The organism is Promicromonospora sp. NPDC060204, from assembly GCF_042728455.1.
Classification (GTDB): Bacteria; Actinomycetota; Actinomycetes; order Actinomycetales; family Cellulomonadaceae; genus Promicromonospora.
Genome location: NZ_JBHWZO010000008.1, coordinates 33,428 through 50,146, shown reverse-complemented (window position 1 = coordinate 50,146; position 16,719 = coordinate 33,428). Strand labels below are relative to the sequence as shown.

17 protein-coding genes are annotated in these 16,719 nt (G+C 69.2%); 7 read left to right on the top strand and 10 right to left on the bottom strand.

Translation table 11 applies throughout. From position 1 onward, the window contains the following. Nucleotides 1-732 precede the first annotated feature (732 nt). The 3 genes from ACFWEJ_RS02330 to ACFWEJ_RS02320 all read right to left on the bottom strand — a co-directional run bounded on the left by ACFWEJ_RS02330 (nt 733) and on the right by ACFWEJ_RS02320 (nt 4,048). Nucleotides 733-861, bottom strand: coding sequence for a hypothetical protein (locus tag ACFWEJ_RS02330; protein ID WP_377227591.1), 129 nt, complete (start codon nt 859-861; stop codon nt 733-735). 329 nt (nt 862-1,190) lie between these two features. Then, nucleotides 1,191-2,783, bottom strand: a complete 1,593-nt coding sequence (locus ACFWEJ_RS02325; RefSeq protein WP_377227590.1) for a molybdopterin-dependent oxidoreductase — start codon at nt 2,781-2,783, stop codon at nt 1,191-1,193. Nucleotides 2,784-3,184: 401 nt separating this feature from the next. Further along, entirely contained in the window at nt 3,185-4,048 is an 864-nt protein-coding gene (locus ACFWEJ_RS02320; RefSeq protein ID WP_377227589.1) for a LysR family transcriptional regulator, read from the bottom strand. Nucleotides 4,049-4,143: 95 nt separating this feature from the next. On the opposite strand from ACFWEJ_RS02320, the gene ACFWEJ_RS02315 reads away from it, so the two are divergent. Next, a complete protein-coding gene (locus ACFWEJ_RS02315) occupies nt 4,144-4,995 on the top strand; it encodes a TIGR03620 family F420-dependent LLM class oxidoreductase (protein WP_377227588.1) in 852 nt (283 codons plus the stop codon). Nucleotides 4,996-5,410: 415 nt separating this feature from the next. Here the strand turns inward: ACFWEJ_RS02315 and ACFWEJ_RS02310 are convergent, their stop codons facing one another. Continuing rightward, nucleotides 5,411-6,589 carry a Gfo/Idh/MocA family protein gene (locus ACFWEJ_RS02310; RefSeq protein WP_377227587.1) on the bottom strand — a complete coding sequence of 393 codons (1,179 nt, stop codon included), beginning with the start codon at nt 6,587-6,589 and terminating at the stop codon, nt 5,411-5,413. After that, nucleotides 6,586-7,557, bottom strand: coding sequence for an aldo/keto reductase (locus tag ACFWEJ_RS02305; RefSeq protein ID WP_377227586.1), 972 nt, complete (start codon nt 7,555-7,557; stop codon nt 6,586-6,588). The genes ACFWEJ_RS02310 and ACFWEJ_RS02305 overlap by 4 nt, the downstream gene beginning before the upstream one ends. A 147-nt stretch (nt 7,558-7,704) precedes the next feature. Here ACFWEJ_RS02305 and ACFWEJ_RS02300 point away from each other — a divergent pair, with 147 nt between their 5' ends. Further along, on the top strand, nt 7,705-8,241 hold the full coding sequence (locus ACFWEJ_RS02300; RefSeq protein WP_377227585.1) for a MarR family winged helix-turn-helix transcriptional regulator: 537 nt from the start codon (nt 7,705-7,707) through the stop codon (nt 8,239-8,241). Nucleotides 8,242-8,457: 216 nt separating this feature from the next. On the opposite strand, the gene ACFWEJ_RS02295 is transcribed toward ACFWEJ_RS02300, so the two are convergent. After that, nucleotides 8,458-9,366, bottom strand: a complete 909-nt coding sequence (locus ACFWEJ_RS02295; RefSeq protein WP_377227584.1) for an alpha/beta fold hydrolase — start codon at nt 9,364-9,366, stop codon at nt 8,458-8,460. A 62-nt stretch (nt 9,367-9,428) separates the two neighbouring features. Between ACFWEJ_RS02295 and ACFWEJ_RS02290 the strand changes: the two genes are divergently transcribed. Continuing rightward, entirely contained in the window at nt 9,429-10,028 is a 600-nt protein-coding gene (locus tag ACFWEJ_RS02290) for a TetR/AcrR family transcriptional regulator (RefSeq protein WP_377227583.1), read from the top strand. A 1-nt stretch (nt 10,029) separates the two neighbouring features. Here ACFWEJ_RS02290 and ACFWEJ_RS02285 read toward each other — a convergent pair whose 3' ends face one another. After that, nucleotides 10,030-10,296 carry a hypothetical protein gene (locus ACFWEJ_RS02285; protein ID WP_377227582.1) on the bottom strand — a complete coding sequence of 89 codons (267 nt, stop codon included), beginning with the start codon at nt 10,294-10,296 and terminating at the stop codon, nt 10,030-10,032. A gap of 77 nt (nt 10,297-10,373) precedes the next feature. Between ACFWEJ_RS02285 and ACFWEJ_RS02280 the strand changes: the two genes are divergently transcribed. The 3 genes from ACFWEJ_RS02280 (at nt 10,374) to ACFWEJ_RS02270 (ending at nt 12,178) form a co-directional block, all read left to right on the top strand. Beyond that, a complete protein-coding gene (locus tag ACFWEJ_RS02280; protein WP_377227581.1) occupies nt 10,374-11,225 on the top strand; it encodes an enoyl-CoA hydratase/isomerase family protein in 852 nt (283 codons plus the stop codon). Between the two features lie 26 nt (nt 11,226-11,251). Continuing rightward, the gene (locus tag ACFWEJ_RS02275) at nt 11,252-11,611 is read left to right on the top strand and encodes a winged helix-turn-helix transcriptional regulator (RefSeq protein ID WP_377227580.1); all 360 of its coding nucleotides are present in this window, start codon (nt 11,252-11,254) and stop codon (nt 11,609-11,611) included. A gap of 66 nt (nt 11,612-11,677) precedes the next feature. Then, nucleotides 11,678-12,178, top strand: coding sequence for a winged helix-turn-helix transcriptional regulator (locus ACFWEJ_RS02270; protein WP_377227579.1), 501 nt, complete (start codon nt 11,678-11,680; stop codon nt 12,176-12,178). Here ACFWEJ_RS02270 and ACFWEJ_RS02265 read toward each other — a convergent pair. The 3 genes from ACFWEJ_RS02265 to ACFWEJ_RS02255 form a co-directional block, all read right to left on the bottom strand. Continuing rightward, nucleotides 12,163-13,401, bottom strand: a complete 1,239-nt coding sequence (locus ACFWEJ_RS02265; protein WP_377227578.1) for a low temperature requirement protein A — start codon at nt 13,399-13,401, stop codon at nt 12,163-12,165. The genes ACFWEJ_RS02270 and ACFWEJ_RS02265 overlap by 16 nt on opposite strands. A 6-nt stretch (nt 13,402-13,407) precedes the next feature. Next, a complete protein-coding gene (locus ACFWEJ_RS02260) occupies nt 13,408-14,559 on the bottom strand; it encodes an MFS transporter (protein WP_377227577.1) in 1,152 nt (383 codons plus the stop codon). Between the two features lie 162 nt (nt 14,560-14,721). Beyond that, entirely contained in the window at nt 14,722-15,585 is an 864-nt protein-coding gene (locus ACFWEJ_RS02255) for an enoyl-CoA hydratase/isomerase family protein (RefSeq protein ID WP_377227576.1), read from the bottom strand. Between the two features lie 66 nt (nt 15,586-15,651). Here ACFWEJ_RS02255 and ACFWEJ_RS02250 point away from each other — a divergent pair, with 66 nt between their 5' ends. Next, entirely contained in the window at nt 15,652-16,710 is a 1,059-nt protein-coding gene (locus tag ACFWEJ_RS02250; protein ID WP_377227575.1) for an aldo/keto reductase, read from the top strand. Nucleotides 16,711-16,719: the final 9 nt, after the last annotated feature.

Here is a 16,719-nt window from a genome sequence, read left to right as displayed (position 1 = left end):
CGCCGTGCCGGCGCGCCCAGGGGCCCGCGACAGGGGAACCGGCCCCCGCGCGGGCTCGCTGCGTTCGGTCCGCGCACCCCCATCGCACTCTGGTCGCGCCGACACGGCGCGCCCCCACACATGACGAAGACGGCCTCGGCCAGATCACCGAAACCGTCTCTCGTCGTGCAGCTCGCGCCCGTCGTCGTGCTCCCCGTAGATCGCGGACGGTCACGGCGGCCGGCACCCGTAGCCGGCTACTCGATCGCCCGCCTAGCAACCGCCCGCACGCACTCCCCCGTGCTCACCTGTTCAGTGGTCCAATACTTCTCACGAGACAGGCAGCGACCGGCTCTCGAAGTCTCTTATCACCGCCGAACCGCATCAAGGGCGCTGCGCGTCACTACGTGATGGACTACGTCCACCCTTGATCCGATCCGACGTCGACAAGACGTGGCAGGGAGCCGGGCGATGCCCACCCACGGCCGCCAAGATGTGTGGCCAATCTGTGGCCAACGCCCTGCACGCTATGCACGATCAGGCACGTTCCCAGCAAACAGAAGCGCGAAGAATCGCGGCAGCAACCCGGCGAGTCCACCTGGGGGTCAAGGGGTCGCAGGTTCAAATCCTGTCAGCCCGACAGATCACCCCTCACCTGTTCACGCAGGTGAGGGGCGTTCTTCGTTGCCTTAGAGCCCTCGCTGCGACGAGCGTCGGAACGGGACTTGTCCCCGATCCGTCCCCGATCCGGGTTCATGCCGGCTCGGCGTCGTCGGCAGCCGGCGTAGTCGATACCGCACTGCCGGCCGCCCACCAGGCACCGAACGTGGCGCCGGCGTCGGTCAGCGCTCGGTGGTCCGGGTGCAGGTAGCGGGCGGTCATGGCCGGGTCCTGGTGGCGGCCACCCGTTGGAGCGCGTGCAGCAGTACGCCGCTGTCGGCCATCCAAGTAAGGGCCGTGTGCCGGAGCCCGTGCCGGACGAGGCCGGCGATGCCGAGGTCCTTCACGAGCTGGTCTTAGTTCGTGGCATCCCGAAGCGTCGCGGGGTGGTGCCGCCGCGTCGTCCTTGATCAGCGGCGAGTCGCCCAGCCGACCAACAGCCGTCAGACGTTCGAGCGTCTCCCGGGCCGGCTCGATGATCGGCACGACACGGTTGCGCCGGCCCTTGGTGGACTAACGGAAGGGTCGCGGCTGCGACCCGACCGCCCCGGTCAGTCCACGGTGATCGAGATGGTCTGCCAGCCCGACGCGCCGTTGGGAGCCGGCGGCGCCTTGGCCTCGGTCTGGACCTCTCCGTCCGAGTCCGTGGCGCGCACTGTGAGGCTGTGGTAGCCGGCCTCCAGATCGATCGACGTGTGCCACTGGCGCCAGGTGTCCGGCCCCACGGTCTCGGCGAGCTCGGCGGTGACCCAGTCCCCGCCGTCGGCCCGGACCTCGACCTTGCTGATGCCGGTGTGCTGCGCCCAGGCGACGCCCGCGACGGTGACGGAGCCGGCGGACGCGGGCACGGACAAGCGCGGTACGTCGATGCGCGACGCGATCTTGATCGGCCCCAGTGCGGACCAGCCGCGCGGCGTCCAGTAGCCCTCGTCGGCGTCGAAGGTGGTGACCTCCAGCGAGGTGACCCACTTCGTGGCCGAGACGTACCCGTACAGGCCGGGCACGACCAGCCGCGCGGGGAAGCCGTGCTCCAGGGGTAGCGGCTCGCCGTTCATACCGATAGCCAGCAGGCACTCGCGGTCGGGGTCCTGGAGCACATCCAGCGGCGTGCCCGCGGTGAAGCCGTCGTCGCTCGTGGAGAGCACCATGTCGGCACCCGCGCGGGGCTTGGCCCGCTCCAGCAGCGCGCGGATCGGGTAGCCGAGCCAAAGAGCGTTACCGACCAGGTCGCCACCCACGGCATTGCTCACGCACGAGAGAGTCACGTAGTGCTCCTCCATCGGCAGCTCCATGAGCTCGTCCCAGGTGAGTGTGAACGGCTCGTCCACCAGACCACGGACCTCCAGTGACCAGTCCTGCGGGTTCACCTGCGGCACGATCAGCGCGGTGTCGATGCGGTAGAAGTCCGCGTTCGGGGTGACGTACGGCGCCAGGTCGTCGAGCTTCAGGTCAGCCCCGGCGGGCACCGGGGGCGCCGTCGTGCGCGCTGCGGGCAGGCGGAGCTTCTCGCGCACGGCGCTGATCGCGGTCGAGCCCATCGACAGCACGCGCGAGCCGGCCAGCGCGAGCACCACGACACCCACGGTGATGCCCGACACGGCCAGGAAGCCACGCCGGTTCACGGCGCCGCCCGGAGTGTCACCCGCCGAGACCGCGCCGCGGGCCGGCACAGGCCGCAGCCGCGCCACGGCGGCACGCAGCAGGAGCACCGCGGCGCCCAGCCCGATGGCGCTGGGCAGTGCCCACAGCGGCGTCGCGCTCGGGCGCAGCACCGCGACCAGGACCCCGACGACGCCGACGACTCCCATCAGGACAGCGCCCGCCGGCGGGCGGCGCAGCTCCAGCCCGCCCGCGAGCGCCGCCCCCAGTGCCAGCACCACACCCATCGTGGCGAGCAGGACGGCCTTGTCGTTGGTGCCGAACCACTCCACGGCAACGTCCTTGAGCCCTGGGGGCACGGCGTCGACCACGGCGGCGCCGCCTGCGAAGAGCGTGCTGGCACCGGGTGCGACGACGGCGGCGACGAGCTCCGCGACGGCGAGTCCCGCACCGCCCGCAAGCACGCCCGCGAGCGCGGCCCAGCCCACGCCGCCCGAAGAGCGCTCGACCGAAGGCGCCGCGGGGCTCTCAATGGCCTGTGTCATGCGCTGATCCTGGTTCGGCTTGCGGCGTCGTTGAGCTGAGTGAGCTCAGCAGTGAGCTCGTTGCTCTCTGCCGCGCCGGCCGGCGCGGCTACCGACGGCAGACCCACCAGGGCCGCTGTCGCAGCCAAGGGAGCGATTCCTGACGTACGCATGACAGATCCTCCGTTGTGATGGCGGCAGGCTGCCGCCTGAGTAGGACCTAGAGGGTTCGGAGCGGTAGACGATCAGGATCGGTCAGAGTTGGTTGCCCAGCCTCATGCGCTGACCGTCCTGTCGCGACCATCACCGGTCTGAGCCTGGATCTCGACTCCGACGACCCGTCGATCGTCGCAGGCGCCTCCGCAGCTCTCGAAGCTCGCCGTCGAGGTACTCCAGCGGCTCCCGACCGGGCCGTTATGCAGTCAGTCGCCGAAAGCTTGCTGGTAGGCCGACGCGCACCTGTGCGGAAGGTCGGTCGGTATCACCACGCTGCCGACGACGTGCTGCTGTGGCTCGAAAGGTAGCGCCCGCACCCGTGTGGACCCGATCTCCTGGGCGTGGTCAGCAGGCAGGACCATCCAGCTCCGCGCATGGGAGCCGACCTCCACCACCGTGCTCCGCGCAGTCCCCGTCGGGCGCCCGCACCGGGAGTGCATCGCTCGAGGACCCCAGGCGAGGGCCGCTGGTTTTTCGTGAATCTCCAGGTCGTAGTCCTGGAAGGGGATCCTGAGGTCGGCGGGCGCAAGATCGTCCGGCCCGACGCTCTCCTGCTGAGCGACGGGATGTTTCGCGGACACGATCGCAAGCAACGCCTCCGTCCAGGCGGGCACCACGCGCAGCCCGGGCGCCGAGGTCATTCCGCGCACCAGGGCCACGTCGACCTCACCATCGCGCACTGCGTTCAGCCGCGCCGCCAGGGGCAGGTCCAGCAGGACGACGTCCGACCCCGGAACCTGCTCCCGCAGCTGGTCGATGCCGCGCTCCAGGCGAGCGCCGATCCCTGCCGCGACGCCGATGCGCATCACTCCCACCGGTGACTCCGCCACGGCCCGGACCTGGTCGGCCGCGCGGAGTGCCTCGCGGGCGGCGTCGAGGACGCGGCGCCCGGCGGCGGTCAGGCGCACCGCGCGTGGGGACCGCTCCAGCAGGCGGGTACCCAGTTCTCGCTCCAGCCGCGCGATCTGTCTGCTCACGGCAGGTTGTGCGATGTGCAACCGGTCGGCGGCCCGGCCGAAGTGCAGTTCCTCGGCGACGACGACGAAGTACCGCAGTGCGCGTAGTTCCACAGGTTGCTCCCTTGACCTGCGACGATGCCGCTGGGTAATCGCCCGCGGACGTTCTGGCCGTTGCTCACCATACGACGCCCTGCTGGAGTCGAGCCATGAACATCGAACTGGGCCTGCTCGGAGCCCACCTGCGTGAGCACGAGGTCACACCCGACGACGCCGCCACGCTCGAACAGGCCGGCTACGGCACGCTGTGGCTGGATGCCTCTCCCCCGGCGGACCTCACCTTCGTGGAGTCGCTGCTCAACGCCACCACGGCGCTGACGGTCGGCACCAGCGTCGTCAACGTGTGGGACGCCGATGCAGACACCCTCGCCGCGTCGTTCCACAGGATCAGGACCAGGCACGGTGACCGGTTGCTGCTCGGTATCGGCATCGGCCATCGCGAGCTGCACACCGAGTGGGCCTCGCCGTACGACACCCTCGCGTCGTTCACCGACCAGCTGGTCCTGGCCGGTGTCCCGGCCGAACGGATCGTCCTGGCAGCGCTCGGCCCGAGAATGCTGGGCCTGGCTCGTGATCGCACCGCCGGCACGCTCCCGTGCCTGGTAACTCCCGAGCACACCCGGCTCGCGCGAGCAACGCTCGGCCCGGGCAAGCTGGTGCTCCCCGGGCACTTCGCCTTGGTGGAGCCCGATGCCGACAAGGCCCGTGCCGTCGCACGATCCGGCCCTCCCGGAAACGCGGGCCGCGTCGCTAACTATGCGGCCAACCTTCGCCGGCTCGGTTTCGCCGACGCCGACCTGGCAGGCGTCGGCAGCGACCGCCTCATCGACGCTCTGGTCGCGCACGGCGGCCCTGCGGCCACCGCAGGAGCCCTGCTTGCGCACCTCGACGCCGGGGCCGATCACGTGGGTGTCTACCCGCTCGGTGACGACCTGATGGGCACGCTGGTCGAGGTCGCCGGCGCGGTAACGGCCGTCCGATCTGGCCCTACCGAAGCATGATGGGTACCTGTTTCACACCAGTCCGACGCGCTTGAACGCTCCGCCACGGCCAGACGCCGGCCTTGGCAATCCAGTCAGCGCAACGCGACAGATTCCGCTGCTCACCCTCGGGCGGCGCGGCCGGGTTCTTTGCGCGTCCAGGCGAAACGGGGCAGCCGAGGCGACGAGCTGACGGCCATCAACGGCAGGCTCCAGGAACTCACCCGGAGCCGCGACACCCTCAGCGACTATCTGGAACGCACACGCCACGGGGCACTGCTGCCGGGCGCGACAGCCCGCTGAGACTCGTCTGGTGGCGGGAGTTCGGGTGGTCGCGCCTCGACCTGCTCGATCTCCCTCATGGCTCCGGCGCCAGGTACGACCTGGTGTCCGCGCGGGCCGCTGCGGACACCAGGACTTGTTCCTGCTGGCACGCCTACTGTCGGACGCCGGTTCGTGCGGCTTGCTCGACCCGGGCGACCAGGCGGCTGTTATGGGCGGCGTGTGCGAACCCAGGCGTGTGGTGGGTGCCGTTGGCGATGTCGCGCGCGAGGCTCGCGTACACCTCCCCCACGTTGATTGAGGCACCGGTCCAGATCTCGGCTGCGGCTGGTCCGGTTCCCGTGGCGACGGGGCGGTCGGGCGCTTCGAAGTCGACGTTCGAGGTCAGCGTGAGGTCGCCGACCTGGACGCCGGCGGGGTGGTCGCCGGTCAGCTTCAGCCAGCCGTCGGCGCCTCGGACCTCGAGGCTGAACCGGGCGTCGGGTACGGGCATGCCCGCCAAGACCTGCACTCCCACCGGGGTGCCGGATGAGGTCTTGAGGATCGCGTCGAGGTGGTCCGGTACCTCACGGGTGGTGGTCGTGCCGGTGTCGACCAGCTTCACCTCCGGCCAGAGCAGCTCCGTGCGCGCATCGATCTCGGTGATGTCACCGAGGACCGTCTCGATCACGTCCAGGACATGGCCCACCGCGATCGTCATGAAGCCTGCGCCGGCGTCCGCCTTGTCGAAGTACTCGTAGGCGCTCACCGATTCCGGGCCGTTCCCGAAGGTCGTCGCGGTGACCCGGGCCGACAGCAGCCGCCCGAGCCGGCCCTGCGCGATGATCTCGGCCGCCCGGCGCACCGATGGGTTGAGGCCGCCCTGCAGTCCTATCGCCGTGTGCAGCGAGCCGGCTGCCGCCGCCATCTCCTCGGCTTCGGTGACGCTCGCGCCCAGCGGGGACTCCGAGTAGACGGCCTTGCCCGCCGCGAGGGCGGCAAGCACCAGCTCACGGTGCGCCGGAACCTTGACGGCGACGGTGACGAGATCGATCGACGGGTCGTCGATCAGCTCGTACGGGTCGGCGTACCAACGCTCGGCACCGAACAGCTCGGCGGCATCTCGTGCGCTCTCCTCCCGCCGGGTAGCGACCGCCGCCAGCACGAGCTGCGACTGGGCCGCCAGCGCGGGGATGTGCGACGCCCCGGCCCAGCTCGCCCTCGTATCCGCGCCGATGATTCCGACACGAATCAGGTTGCCTGCCATGGTGCTGCTCCATTCGTCTGCTGCTCGGTCTTCTGCGGTTGAGGCGCGGTGCCGTGCCGTTCGGCTCGTTGCCGAGTCGCTCTTCACCGGTCGATGGCGGCCATGCCGCCCCGGTCGTGGCGGTCGCCGGACGCGGGGGTCAGGTTGTTCAGCCGTCCGATCTGGTCCGGGGTGAGTCGGATCCGGTCGGCGGCGATGTTCTCCTCGAGGCGCTCGACGCGTCGGGTGCCTGGGATGGGGTTGATGTCCTCGCCCTGGGCCAGGAGCCAGGCCAGGGCGATCTGGGCAGGGGTGGCTCCGGCCTCGGTCGCCACGGCCCGGACCTCGTCGAGGATGCGTAGGTTGCGTTCGAGGTTGCCGCCGGTGAAGCGCGGGTTGGTACGACGCCAGTCGTCGGGGTCCAGACCCTCCAAGGAGCGGATGTTCCCGGTCAGGAAGCCGTGACCCAGCGGGGAGTACGGCACCAGTCCGATTCCCAGCTCGCGCAGCACCGGGAGCACCTCGGCCTCGGGGTCCCGCGTCCAGAGCGAGTACTCGCTCTGGACGGCGGCCACCGGGTGGACCGCGTGTGCGCGGCGGATGGTGGCGGGGCCGGCCTCGGACAGGCCGATGTAGCGGACCTTGCCCTGGTTCACCAGGTCGGCCAGGGCGTCGACGGTGTCCTCGATCGGGGTGTCCGGATCGGCTCGGTGCTGGTAGTACAGGTCGATGTGGTCGGTGCCCAGGCGCCGCAACGACCCCTCGACGGCGAGCCGGATGTTCTCCGGCGTACTGTCCGCCCCTGGCCGGCCCGTGTGGGAGACCAGGCCGAACTTGGTGGCGAGCACCACCTCGTCCCGCCGGCCTCCGACTGCCCGACCCAGCAGGGCTTCGTTGGCGCCTGTCCCGTACGCCTCGGCGGTGTCCAGGTGGGTGACGCCGAGGTCCAGAGCGCGCTGAACGGTGCGGACGGAGTCCTCCTCGGACTCGTCCTTGCCCGTGTAGAAGGCGGACATACCCATGACTCCCAGACCGAGGCGCGAGACCTCGAGCCCGCCGAGCGACGTGGTCTGCATCGGATGTTCCTCTCGTGGATCGGTTCGTCAGGCCCACTGCCGGTATGTCGACCCAACAAGAACTTGACGCATCAAGATGAACTTGATGCGTCAAGTTCTACCTGCTGGAACTTGATGCGTCAATAACGGTCGCCGTAGGCTGGCCGCATGGCGAAGACAGCGGATGCCGGCGCCGAGCCGCGATGGCTGAACGGTGACGAACTGGCGGCATGGCTGGCCAACTCCGCGATCATGATCAGCCTGCCTGCCGCCCTGGACGCGCGGATGCAACGCGAGTCCCAGATGACGTTCTTCGAGTACATGGTGCTGTCGGTCCTCTCGGAGGAGCCGGACCGGACCATGCAGATGAGTGCACTGGCCGTGCGCACCTCGGCGTCGTTGTCGCGGCTGTCGCACGTCGTCGGACGACTGGAGAGACGAGGGCTGCTCGCCAGGTCCCGGATACCCGGTGCGGGGCGCCGCACCAACACCACCCTGACCGACGCCGGCTACGACGTCGTCGTCGCGGCTGCGCCCGGACACGTCGCGGCAGTCCGCGAATACCTGATCGACTCGCTCGAACCGCGCGACCTGATGGCCTTGAAACGCATCGGCGCGGCAGTGGACGCCGCGATCAATAGCGGACGAACCGCCTCCGCACGTGCGACGACGGCCGACACCGACGTGCCCGAGTCCCGGGTGTGATGTCCAGAGAGGCTGTTCCTGGAGATCACACCTAGCTCGACGTTCGCGATGCCCGCTGGACGCTCGAGGGTCTGAGCCCACCGACCAGGCTCCCGGGGCGCAGCGGCCCACCGCGGCCCACCGCGGGCCAGGAACGGGGCTTGCCTACCAGGAATCGGTTCTGGAGCGGGTCCTTCTCGTGGTGATCTTTCTGAGCGCGCCCAGGGGGCGACGTCCTCACGCGGCTTCTGCGAACCAGTCGAGCGTGAGGCCGGCGACTTCAGCCGGGGCGTCGTCGGTGATGAAGTGCGCCGCATCGTCGACGTAGGCGAACTCGGCACGGTCCGCGTACCGCTCCGGACGGCGGCAGACGCGCCCCATGACCTCCTCGGTCCAGGGACGGTCGCTGCGGCCGAACACGAAGAGTGTCGGCACCGTGAGCCGTCGGCGGCGGTAGACGCCGCGCATCAGGCGCATGGCCTCGGGCAGGATCATGCCGCGGGTGAGCGGACGCACCGCACCGTCGATGTCGGACCGGCGCATCGGAGCGAGGTGGGCCTCGACGGTTGCCTCCGACATCGGGCGAGCGACGTACGCCGCAGAGAAGAGGGCGCCCAGCGATGCGCCGGGGCGGTGCCAGATGAACGGGGGCAGGTGCCGGAAGCCGGGGAGGACCTTCGGGCTGAACGTCATGAAGCCAGGTGGGACGGCGAGCTCGACTGCGGTCCGGACGCGATCCGGGTGGTCGTAGGTCAGCTGCATGGCGGTGATGGCGCCCATGTCGTGCGAGACGAGGTGGGCCTGCTCGATGTGCAGGGTGTCGAACAGGGTCAGCAGGTCGCGCAGCCGGGTCTCGCGTTCGACCCGTGGATCGTCGGCAACGGTCCAGCCGGCTCCGCGCAGGTCGGGGCACAGGACGCGGTAGCCGCGCGCTGCGAGGACCGGGGCTACGGCGTGCCACTGCCACCAGTGCTGGGGGAACCCGTGCAACAGCACCACCGGCTCGCCCTCTCCGATGGCGGCGACATGTGAGCGCAGGCCGGGCGTATCGACGACGAGATGGTCGAAGCCGGAAGCCTCTGGCAGGGGCGGTGACCACCCCGAGGCAGCGACTGAACGACTGGGGCGAGGCTCGGGCGCGGACATGACGAGACCTTTCGGGCGGTGCACTACTATGTTCATAGTAGAACTCTTGAGATGGGGTGTCCATGCCCGCGGCGACCCGGGAGCGCGCGCTCGAGGCGGCCGTGGAGCTGCTCGGCGCCGATGGCCTGCGCGCGCTCAGCCATGCCCGGGTCGACGCCCGGGCAGGCCTCCCCCCGGGGTCGACCTCGAACTGGTTCCGTACCCGCCGGGCCCTGCTCGGCGGAGTGGTCGACTGGATCGCCGAGCACGAGCGCGCGGACTTCGACCCGGCCGCACTGGCTGGGGTCACGGGACCCGACGGGCTGATCGAAGGCTTGTGCGCCCTGCTCGAACGACAGACCGGCCCGTTCGCCGCCCGCACCCGCGCGCGGTACGCCCTCTTCCTCGATCTCGCCGGCGATCCTGAGCTGAGCGAGCCGCTGCGTCGGCAGCGCCGTGATTTCGAACGGTGGACCGAACAGATCGTGAGCGAGGCCGGCATCGTCGACCCCGTGCCTGCGGCCCGGGCCCTCATGGCGCTCGGCGAGGGGTTGCTCCTGCACCGGCTCACCGTCGACCCCACCCTTGACCTGCGCCCCGCCGTCGCACGCGCCGTGCGCGGCCTCGCCATGGCGCCCGGGTCGAATCGGCGCGGTGCCGATCTCGCGCACGACGAGCCGTGACCTACACCAGGCGCCGTTCGACGAGGGCGTAGTGCACGCGCATCTGCTTGCCGGCAACCAACGGCAGCCGCTCGAGGACTGCCGCTGCGAACTCCGCATCCTCAGCGCTCAGCATGATCGTCACCTCGGTGCGGCCCTCGTGCAGGTAGGCGGCATCCACAACCCCTGTCCGGCCCAGCTCTGCAAGGGCCGCGTTCTCCGCCGTCACCATCTCTGCCGTGAGCAGGTCGGGGCGGTCGATCCTGCCCGTCGCGATCATCATCGCCATCTCGCCGTTCCTCTCGTCGATGCGTTCACCCTACACCCTGCCTTGCGTTTTAATAGTTAGGTGGTTACGGTGCGCGCATGACTTACGAGCAGCTCCGCGTGACGCGGACATCTCCGGCCCTGTGGCGCGTGGCCTTCGACGCGCCTCCCCTCAACTTGATCGGGCCGCGGATGGTCATCGAGCTCCGCGAGCTGCTCGACGAGCTCGAGTCGGACCCACTGGTCTCTGTGGTGATCTTCGAGTCCGCGATCGAGGACTACTTCCTCGCCCACTGGGACATCACGGCCGACCCCGAGCTGGTCAGCTCGCTACCCGCGGGCCCGACCGGGTACCACCCGTGGCTGGACATCCTGATCCGACTGAGCAAGGTTCCCGCGATCACGATCAGCGCCATCCGCGGTCGAGCCAGAGGCGCCGGAAGCGAGTTCGTACTCGCCACCGACATCCGGTTCGCCAGCCGCGAGAACGCCGTCCTGGGCCAGTTCGAGGTCGGCACCGGTGCGGTGCCGGGCGGCGGAACGCCATCGCGCCTGCCGCGGCTGATCGGCCGGGGCCGCGCGCTGGAGATCCTCGTCAGCGCCGGCGACTACGACGGGGAGCTGGCCGAACGATACGGGTACGTCAACCGCACGCTGCCTGACGCGGAGCTCGGCGAGTTCGTCACCGCCTTCGCCGAGCGAGTGTCCACGTTCGATCTTCGCGCCGTTCAGGAGGTCAAGGCATTCGTGAATGCGGCCTCCCTGGCTCCCGACGAGGAGTTCCCGCCGCAGATGGACGCGTTCTGGGCCTCGGCGAGCCGCCCGGAGTCCCAAGCTCGCGCCGGGCAGCTGTTCGCACGGGGTCTGCAGCAGGCGTCCGAGACCGAGCTCAACCTGGGTGACGCGCTCGGACAGCTCGACGTTCCCGAGCAACCTCCGCGCGTCCGATGACGCGCTCGACAGAAACGGTGGACCTGATGAAAGACGAGATGGTGGACCGGATGAAGACTGACCGCACCGCTCCCCCGGTCGGGGAAGGGTCCTGCTCGTTCTCGCGCACGGTGGACATGGTCAAGGAGCGCTGGACGTTCCTCGTGCTCCGTGAGGCACTGACAGCCGGCGCCACCAGGTTCGAGGACTTCCTTCAGATCCCTGGCCTCAGCACGCGAACCCTCGCTGAACGACTCGACATGCTCGTGGCCGCCAGGGTCATGGACGAGCATCACGCAACGCCTGAGGGCACTGACCTCTTCAGCTACCACCTCAGTGAGCAGGGCATGCAGCTCGTGATCATCCTGCGCGCGCTCGGCGACTGGGCCGACAGGTTCGAACGCTGACCGGCCAGGACGGGGCCCGACCCCCAGGGGTGGCTTTCATCCAGAAACCCAGCCTAGACTTCTTGCATGAGTAGTTCCACGAGTACACGTCCAGCGATCACGACGCCTGCCGAGGACGCGTTCTGCTCTATCGAACGCACCCTTGCCATCGTGGGCGAGCGGTGGACGTTCCTGATCCTGCGCGAGTCGCTGACCAACGGCGCGACGCGCTTCGACGAGTTCACCGAGGTGCTGGGGATCGCCCCGAACATCCTGACCGCCCGGCTCAAGACGCTGGTGGAGTCAGGGGTCCTGGAGAAGCGTGAGTACCGGGTCAAGGGTTCGCGTCCGCGCATGAGCTACCACCCCACCGAGGCCGGCAAGCAGCTGCTCGTCGTCCTCGGTGCGCTGGGGCAGTGGGGTGACGACTACATCCCGCCGGCGTGCGGGGTGACCCAGACCCGCGAGACGGTGCACGGTCACAAGAAGCTCCGGGTGGGGTTCGTCGAGGACCCGTCGGTGCTGAAGGATGTCGACGAGGTCGAGTTCGTCCGCACCCCCGCACACCCGCTCTACGACGCCGCCTGATCGGACGGCGGCGGAACCTTGGCCGCACGCCGTCTCCAGAGTCGCTCGTCCCCGATGACGACCAGGAGCAGTACCGCGGTACTGAGCAGGGCCGCCTCGATCCTGGTGGGATCGATCACGTGGGCCAGCCCGAGCCCGTACGTGACCACCAGAGCGGCGATCCCGGCGACGTGCGTGGGTATCCAGCCTGCCTGGACTCCGATGGACAGCTTGAAGGCGAGCAGCCCCGCCAGGTAGACGGCGGTGCCGAACGTCATCAAGGTCTGCACCGCCAGGTCGGCATGCTCGCCCGGTGCCTCCAACGCGAGCTCCGAACCATGCGTGGAGAGCACCAGTCCGATCACGAGCACCGCGTGCAGGTAGGTGTACGAGGTGCGGGCGACCGTTCCGGTGGTCTCGTGACCGGCGATATACCGCTGGCCGCGATCCTGACCGTGTGCGAAGTAGAGGAACCACATCGCCACGGCGTTGGCGAACGCGGACAACGCGGCGAGGACGACCGGCGCGCTCAGTCCGTCACCGGTCAGCCCACGGCCGACGACGAGGATCGACTCACCGAGCACGATGATGATGAACAGCGCGGAACGTTCGGAGAAGTGGCCACCACGGATGCGCCACGCATCCCACCGGGAACGACCGCGGGCAGGGATCCAGAACAAGGACCACGGGCCCGTGTACTCGATCACGACCGCCACCGCCCAGGCAGTGAGCCTCAGCCACGGGTCGTCGGCGAAGATCCCGGCGACCCAGAACACCCCCGAGGCGCTGGACCAGATCAGGATGCGAGCCTGCCCTCCAGCGATGGCCGGTGCTGCCCGGCGGGTGGCTCCGAGCACGCCGAGGGTGCGGGTGAAGCCGTAGATCAGATAGGCGGTGACGAAGAGCGCTGCTCGGTCCTCGAACGCGGACGGGATCGCGATGCTCATGACGAGCCCCGTTGCCGTGAGGACCAGGAGCAGCCAGAGCACACGCCGCCGGCCGGGATCGAGCCAGTTGGTGGCCCAGGCCGTGTAGACCCAGACCCACCAGACCGCGAGCGTGACGACCAGGCCCTCGAGCATGCCGAGCAGTGTCGGGTGCTCGCCGAGAACCTCTGAGATCTGGGTGATCGCGAACGCGAAGACGAGGTCGAAGAACAGCTCGACATAGGTGACCCGCTCCGCCTCCTCGCCGTCACGGCGCAGAAGTCCGACGAAGGCGCGCGCATCGGTGTCGCCCCTCATCGGTGGCTACTCCTTCAGGCTCTGGGTGTAGCGGCTGACGACGAGGAAGCCCGTGAGGGATGCTGCGATGGTCAGGCAGCAGAACCCGATGGCGGCAGGGCCTGTGCCGAACGTGCCGAGCACGATGCCGGCGATGATGACCGGGATGCCGAAGGTCAGATAGCTGACGACGTACATGGCTGAGAACACGCCTGCGCGGTCGTCGGGTTCGGCGGTCTGGATGACGAGTCGGATGTAGCCGGAGAAGCCGACGCCTGCCCCGACTCCGGCGATCACGGCCCCGGCGGCGAACAGCCACACGTCGACGGTCGCGACGGCGACCCCCTCGATCGCGGCTCCGGCGACGAGGGCGACCGCGGAGACCTGAGCGCTCTGCATAGCGGTGAACGAGCGCGTGAGCACGACGGAGATCGCGCCGGATCCGGTCAGCAGCGCGATGATGCCGCCGTTGACGATGCCGCTGTGGATGTCGAACACGTCGCGGTTGATCTGTGGGAGCAGACCGAGGACCAGCGAGGTCGTCAGCCACACGCCGATGTTCAGGAACGAGCTGGCCAGGAACGCGGCACGCGACTGAGCAGGCACGTGCAGCCGGGGCAGCAACGACCGTACGGCTCCCGGGTGGCGCGGGATCGTCTCCGGAGCGATCAGGACGAGAGCAAGGCCGACCAGCAGGATCGCGATCAGCGTGGTGAACACGACCGGGATGGGTGCGTCGACGGCCTGGATGATCAGCCCGGAGGCGAGCGATCCCGCAGCGAGACCGGCAAGCGGCGTGATGCTCCCGACGGTCGCCCCCAGCTGGCGGTTGCGCTTCGGCGACAGGTCGGCGAGGGCAGCGGAGACCGTGGAGGTCGCGACGCCGGTGGCGAAGCCTTGGATGGCGCGGGCCAGCAGGACGTGACTGATGTCGGTGGCGGTCAGCAGCAGGCCCAGGGCGATGACCTCGGCGATCACGGCGCCGATCAGGACAGGCCGACGGCCCAGGTAGTCGGAGACAGAGCCGACCGTCAGGAGCGCGATCAGGAGTGTGAAGGCGTAGATCGAGAATGCCAGGCTGAGCAGCCAGGAGTCGAAGTGCCAGGCCGCCTGGTAAAGGACGTAGATCGGCGATGGTGCGGCGGATGCGGCCACGAACGCCACGGACACCCATGCCATGCCGAAGAACGCGACTCGGCGCCGCTGGTCGGTGAACGGCCGTGTCGGACGATGGGTCAGGGTGGATGCGCTGGGTGTTGACACGGCGGTGGTTCCGTCCTTGCAGCAGGTGGAGGTCATGAAGAAGGGCCGACGGGTGGTTCCCGTCGGCCCTTCTGCGAACTAGGCCAGTTCGGCGTTGGCCTTCTGGGCGATCGGCGCGATCTGTTCGCCGAGGTGGTGCTCGACGTCGGTGTCCTGCTGGAGCCCGTGCTCGACGAGTGCCTTTGTCACCGCCTGGAAGGACGGCGTCGAGGCGGCGAACCAGAACGCGTCCGACTGGGGCGGGAACTTGGCGTCGGCGGGCAGGGTGTCGGCGTTCACGGCCGCCTTGATCTCGCGGATCACGCGCGGGTCCCACCGGGACACGCGTGTGGCCCAGGCCGCGACGAACTCCTCGAACTCGGAGTCGTCGACGGCGCGGTTGACGTACCCGTACCGCTCGGCGAGGTCGCCGTCGAAGTCGGAGCCGGACAGCAGGATCTCGAAGCTGCGGGCGCGTCCGACCAGCGGGCTCAGCCGCGCCTGGGCGCCGCCGCCGGCCAGGGCGGCGAAGCCGACCTCCATCTGACCGAGGATCGCCTTCTGGCGGCTGGCGAACCGGATGTCGGTGGCCAGGACGAACTCGCTGCCGGCGCCGCGAGCGATCCCGCGGATGGCACTGACGGTGACCGCCGGCAGCTTGCTCAGCCGCACCAGAACGTCGGGCCAGGCTGCGAAGCCCGTGGGGCTGGGCAGCGACTCGGCCTCGGCGGGGTTCGCCAGGAGGTCGTAGTGGGCGAGGTAGAAGTCGGGGTTCGCGCTGTCGAAGACCACGACGTTGACGCCGGGGTCGGTCTCGAGCTCGGTGAGCAGCTCCTTGAGCTCGCGGATCATGTCCGGGCCGATGACGTTCACCGGCGGGTTGGTAAAGGTCACGCGCCAGAACGTCTCCGATTCTGCGGTGAGTGTGAACTGCTTGGGCTGGAACTCGTCGATGAAGGCCATGCTGGTACGCTAAACGTCTGGCTACTATTTTGCAAGCCAGAGTCATCGAGTGGACGGGGAAGCCAGATGCGTTACACCACCTTGGGCGCCGACAGCGGACTTCGGGTATCCGAGTTCGCGCTGGGCACGAGCAACTTCGGGACGAAGTGGGCCACAGGCGCCGACAAGCAGGTCTCGCAGCAAATCTTCGACGGTTTCGCCGAGGCGGGCGGCACCTTTGTCGACACCGCCGACACCTACCAGCAGGGCGAGTCGGAGACCTACCTGGCGGACTTCCTGGCCGCCGACCGCGATCACTTCGTCGTGGCCAGCAAGTTCACCTACGGGAGCTCGGGCCAGACCGGGGTCAGCAAGACGGGCAACAGCCGCAAGAGCATCATCCGGTCGCTCGAGGCCACCCTGACCCGGCTCGGCACCGACTACCTGGACCTTTACTGGGCGCACAGCCCTGACCTCGTCACTCCGATCGAGGAGATCACCAGCACGCTCGACGACCTGATCCGCGCCGGCAAGATCCTGCACGGAGGCCTGTCGAACTTCCCCGCGTGGCAGGTGGCGCAGGCTGTCGCCGCCACGCGCGCGCTGGGCCGCAGGCCGATCGTCGCCGCTCAGCTCGAGTACAGCCTCGCCGCGCGCGACGGCGAGAGGGAACTCATCCCCATGGCCGAGGGGCTGGGCATCGGCGCCGCTCTCTACTCGCCGCTGGGCGGCGGGCTGCTGACCGGCAAGTACCGCTCCAGCACAGAAGGGCGGTTGTCGACGCTGAAGTCGATCATCCAGCGCGAGGACAGCGCTCAGAAGACCGCAGTGGTGGACGCGCTCCTGGACATCAGCGCCGAGACCGGCACGCCCGCTGCGGTCCTCGCGATCGCCTGGCTCCGCGCCCGGAACGCGCGATCCCGGACCTCACTTGTCACGATCATCGGACCGCGCACCACCGACCAGCTCGACTCCTACCTCCAGGCGCTCGACCTGGAGCTGACCGCGGACCAGTACGCACGTCTGGACAAGGCGAGCGCGCCAGTGCTCGGCATTCCGCACGACGTGGTCAGGACGAGGTTGAACGCGGTGCTGGGCGATGCCCTGGCGCAGTTCACCCTTCCCGATGGCCGCCCGCTCACGTAACCGAGGACC

Bases quoted from the DNA above. Each gene is read 5' to 3' on its own strand.
- ACFWEJ_RS02330 (WP_377227591.1), bottom strand. From the start codon at position 861: ATGACCGCCCGCTACCTGCACCCGGACCACCGAGCGCTGACCGACGCC.
- ACFWEJ_RS02325 (WP_377227590.1), bottom strand. From the start codon at position 2,783: ATGACACAGGCCATTGAGAGCCCCGCGGCGCCTTCGGTCGAGCGCTCT.
- ACFWEJ_RS02315 (WP_377227588.1), top strand. From the start codon at position 4,144: ATGAACATCGAACTGGGCCTGCTCGGAGCCCACCTGCGTGAGCACGAG.
- ACFWEJ_RS02305 (WP_377227586.1), bottom strand. From the start codon at position 7,557: ATGCAGACCACGTCGCTCGGCGGGCTCGAGGTCTCGCGCCTCGGTCTG.
- ACFWEJ_RS02300 (WP_377227585.1), top strand. From the start codon at position 7,705: ATGGCGAAGACAGCGGATGCCGGCGCCGAGCCGCGATGGCTGAACGGT.
- ACFWEJ_RS02295 (WP_377227584.1), bottom strand. From the start codon at position 9,366: ATGTCCGCGCCCGAGCCTCGCCCCAGTCGTTCAGTCGCTGCCTCGGGG.
- ACFWEJ_RS02290 (WP_377227583.1), top strand. From the start codon at position 9,429: ATGCCCGCGGCGACCCGGGAGCGCGCGCTCGAGGCGGCCGTGGAGCTG.
- ACFWEJ_RS02285 (WP_377227582.1), bottom strand. From the start codon at position 10,296: ATGGCGATGATGATCGCGACGGGCAGGATCGACCGCCCCGACCTGCTC.
- ACFWEJ_RS02280 (WP_377227581.1), top strand. From the start codon at position 10,374: ATGACTTACGAGCAGCTCCGCGTGACGCGGACATCTCCGGCCCTGTGG.
- ACFWEJ_RS02275 (WP_377227580.1), top strand. From the start codon at position 11,252: ATGAAAGACGAGATGGTGGACCGGATGAAGACTGACCGCACCGCTCCC.
- ACFWEJ_RS02270 (WP_377227579.1), top strand. From the start codon at position 11,678: ATGAGTAGTTCCACGAGTACACGTCCAGCGATCACGACGCCTGCCGAG.
- ACFWEJ_RS02265 (WP_377227578.1), bottom strand. From the start codon at position 13,401: ATGAGGGGCGACACCGATGCGCGCGCCTTCGTCGGACTTCTGCGCCGT.
- ACFWEJ_RS02260 (WP_377227577.1), bottom strand. From the start codon at position 14,559: ATGGCATGGGTGTCCGTGGCGTTCGTGGCCGCATCCGCCGCACCATCG.
- ACFWEJ_RS02255 (WP_377227576.1), bottom strand. From the start codon at position 15,585: ATGGCCTTCATCGACGAGTTCCAGCCCAAGCAGTTCACACTCACCGCA.
- ACFWEJ_RS02250 (WP_377227575.1), top strand. From the start codon at position 15,652: ATGCGTTACACCACCTTGGGCGCCGACAGCGGACTTCGGGTATCCGAG.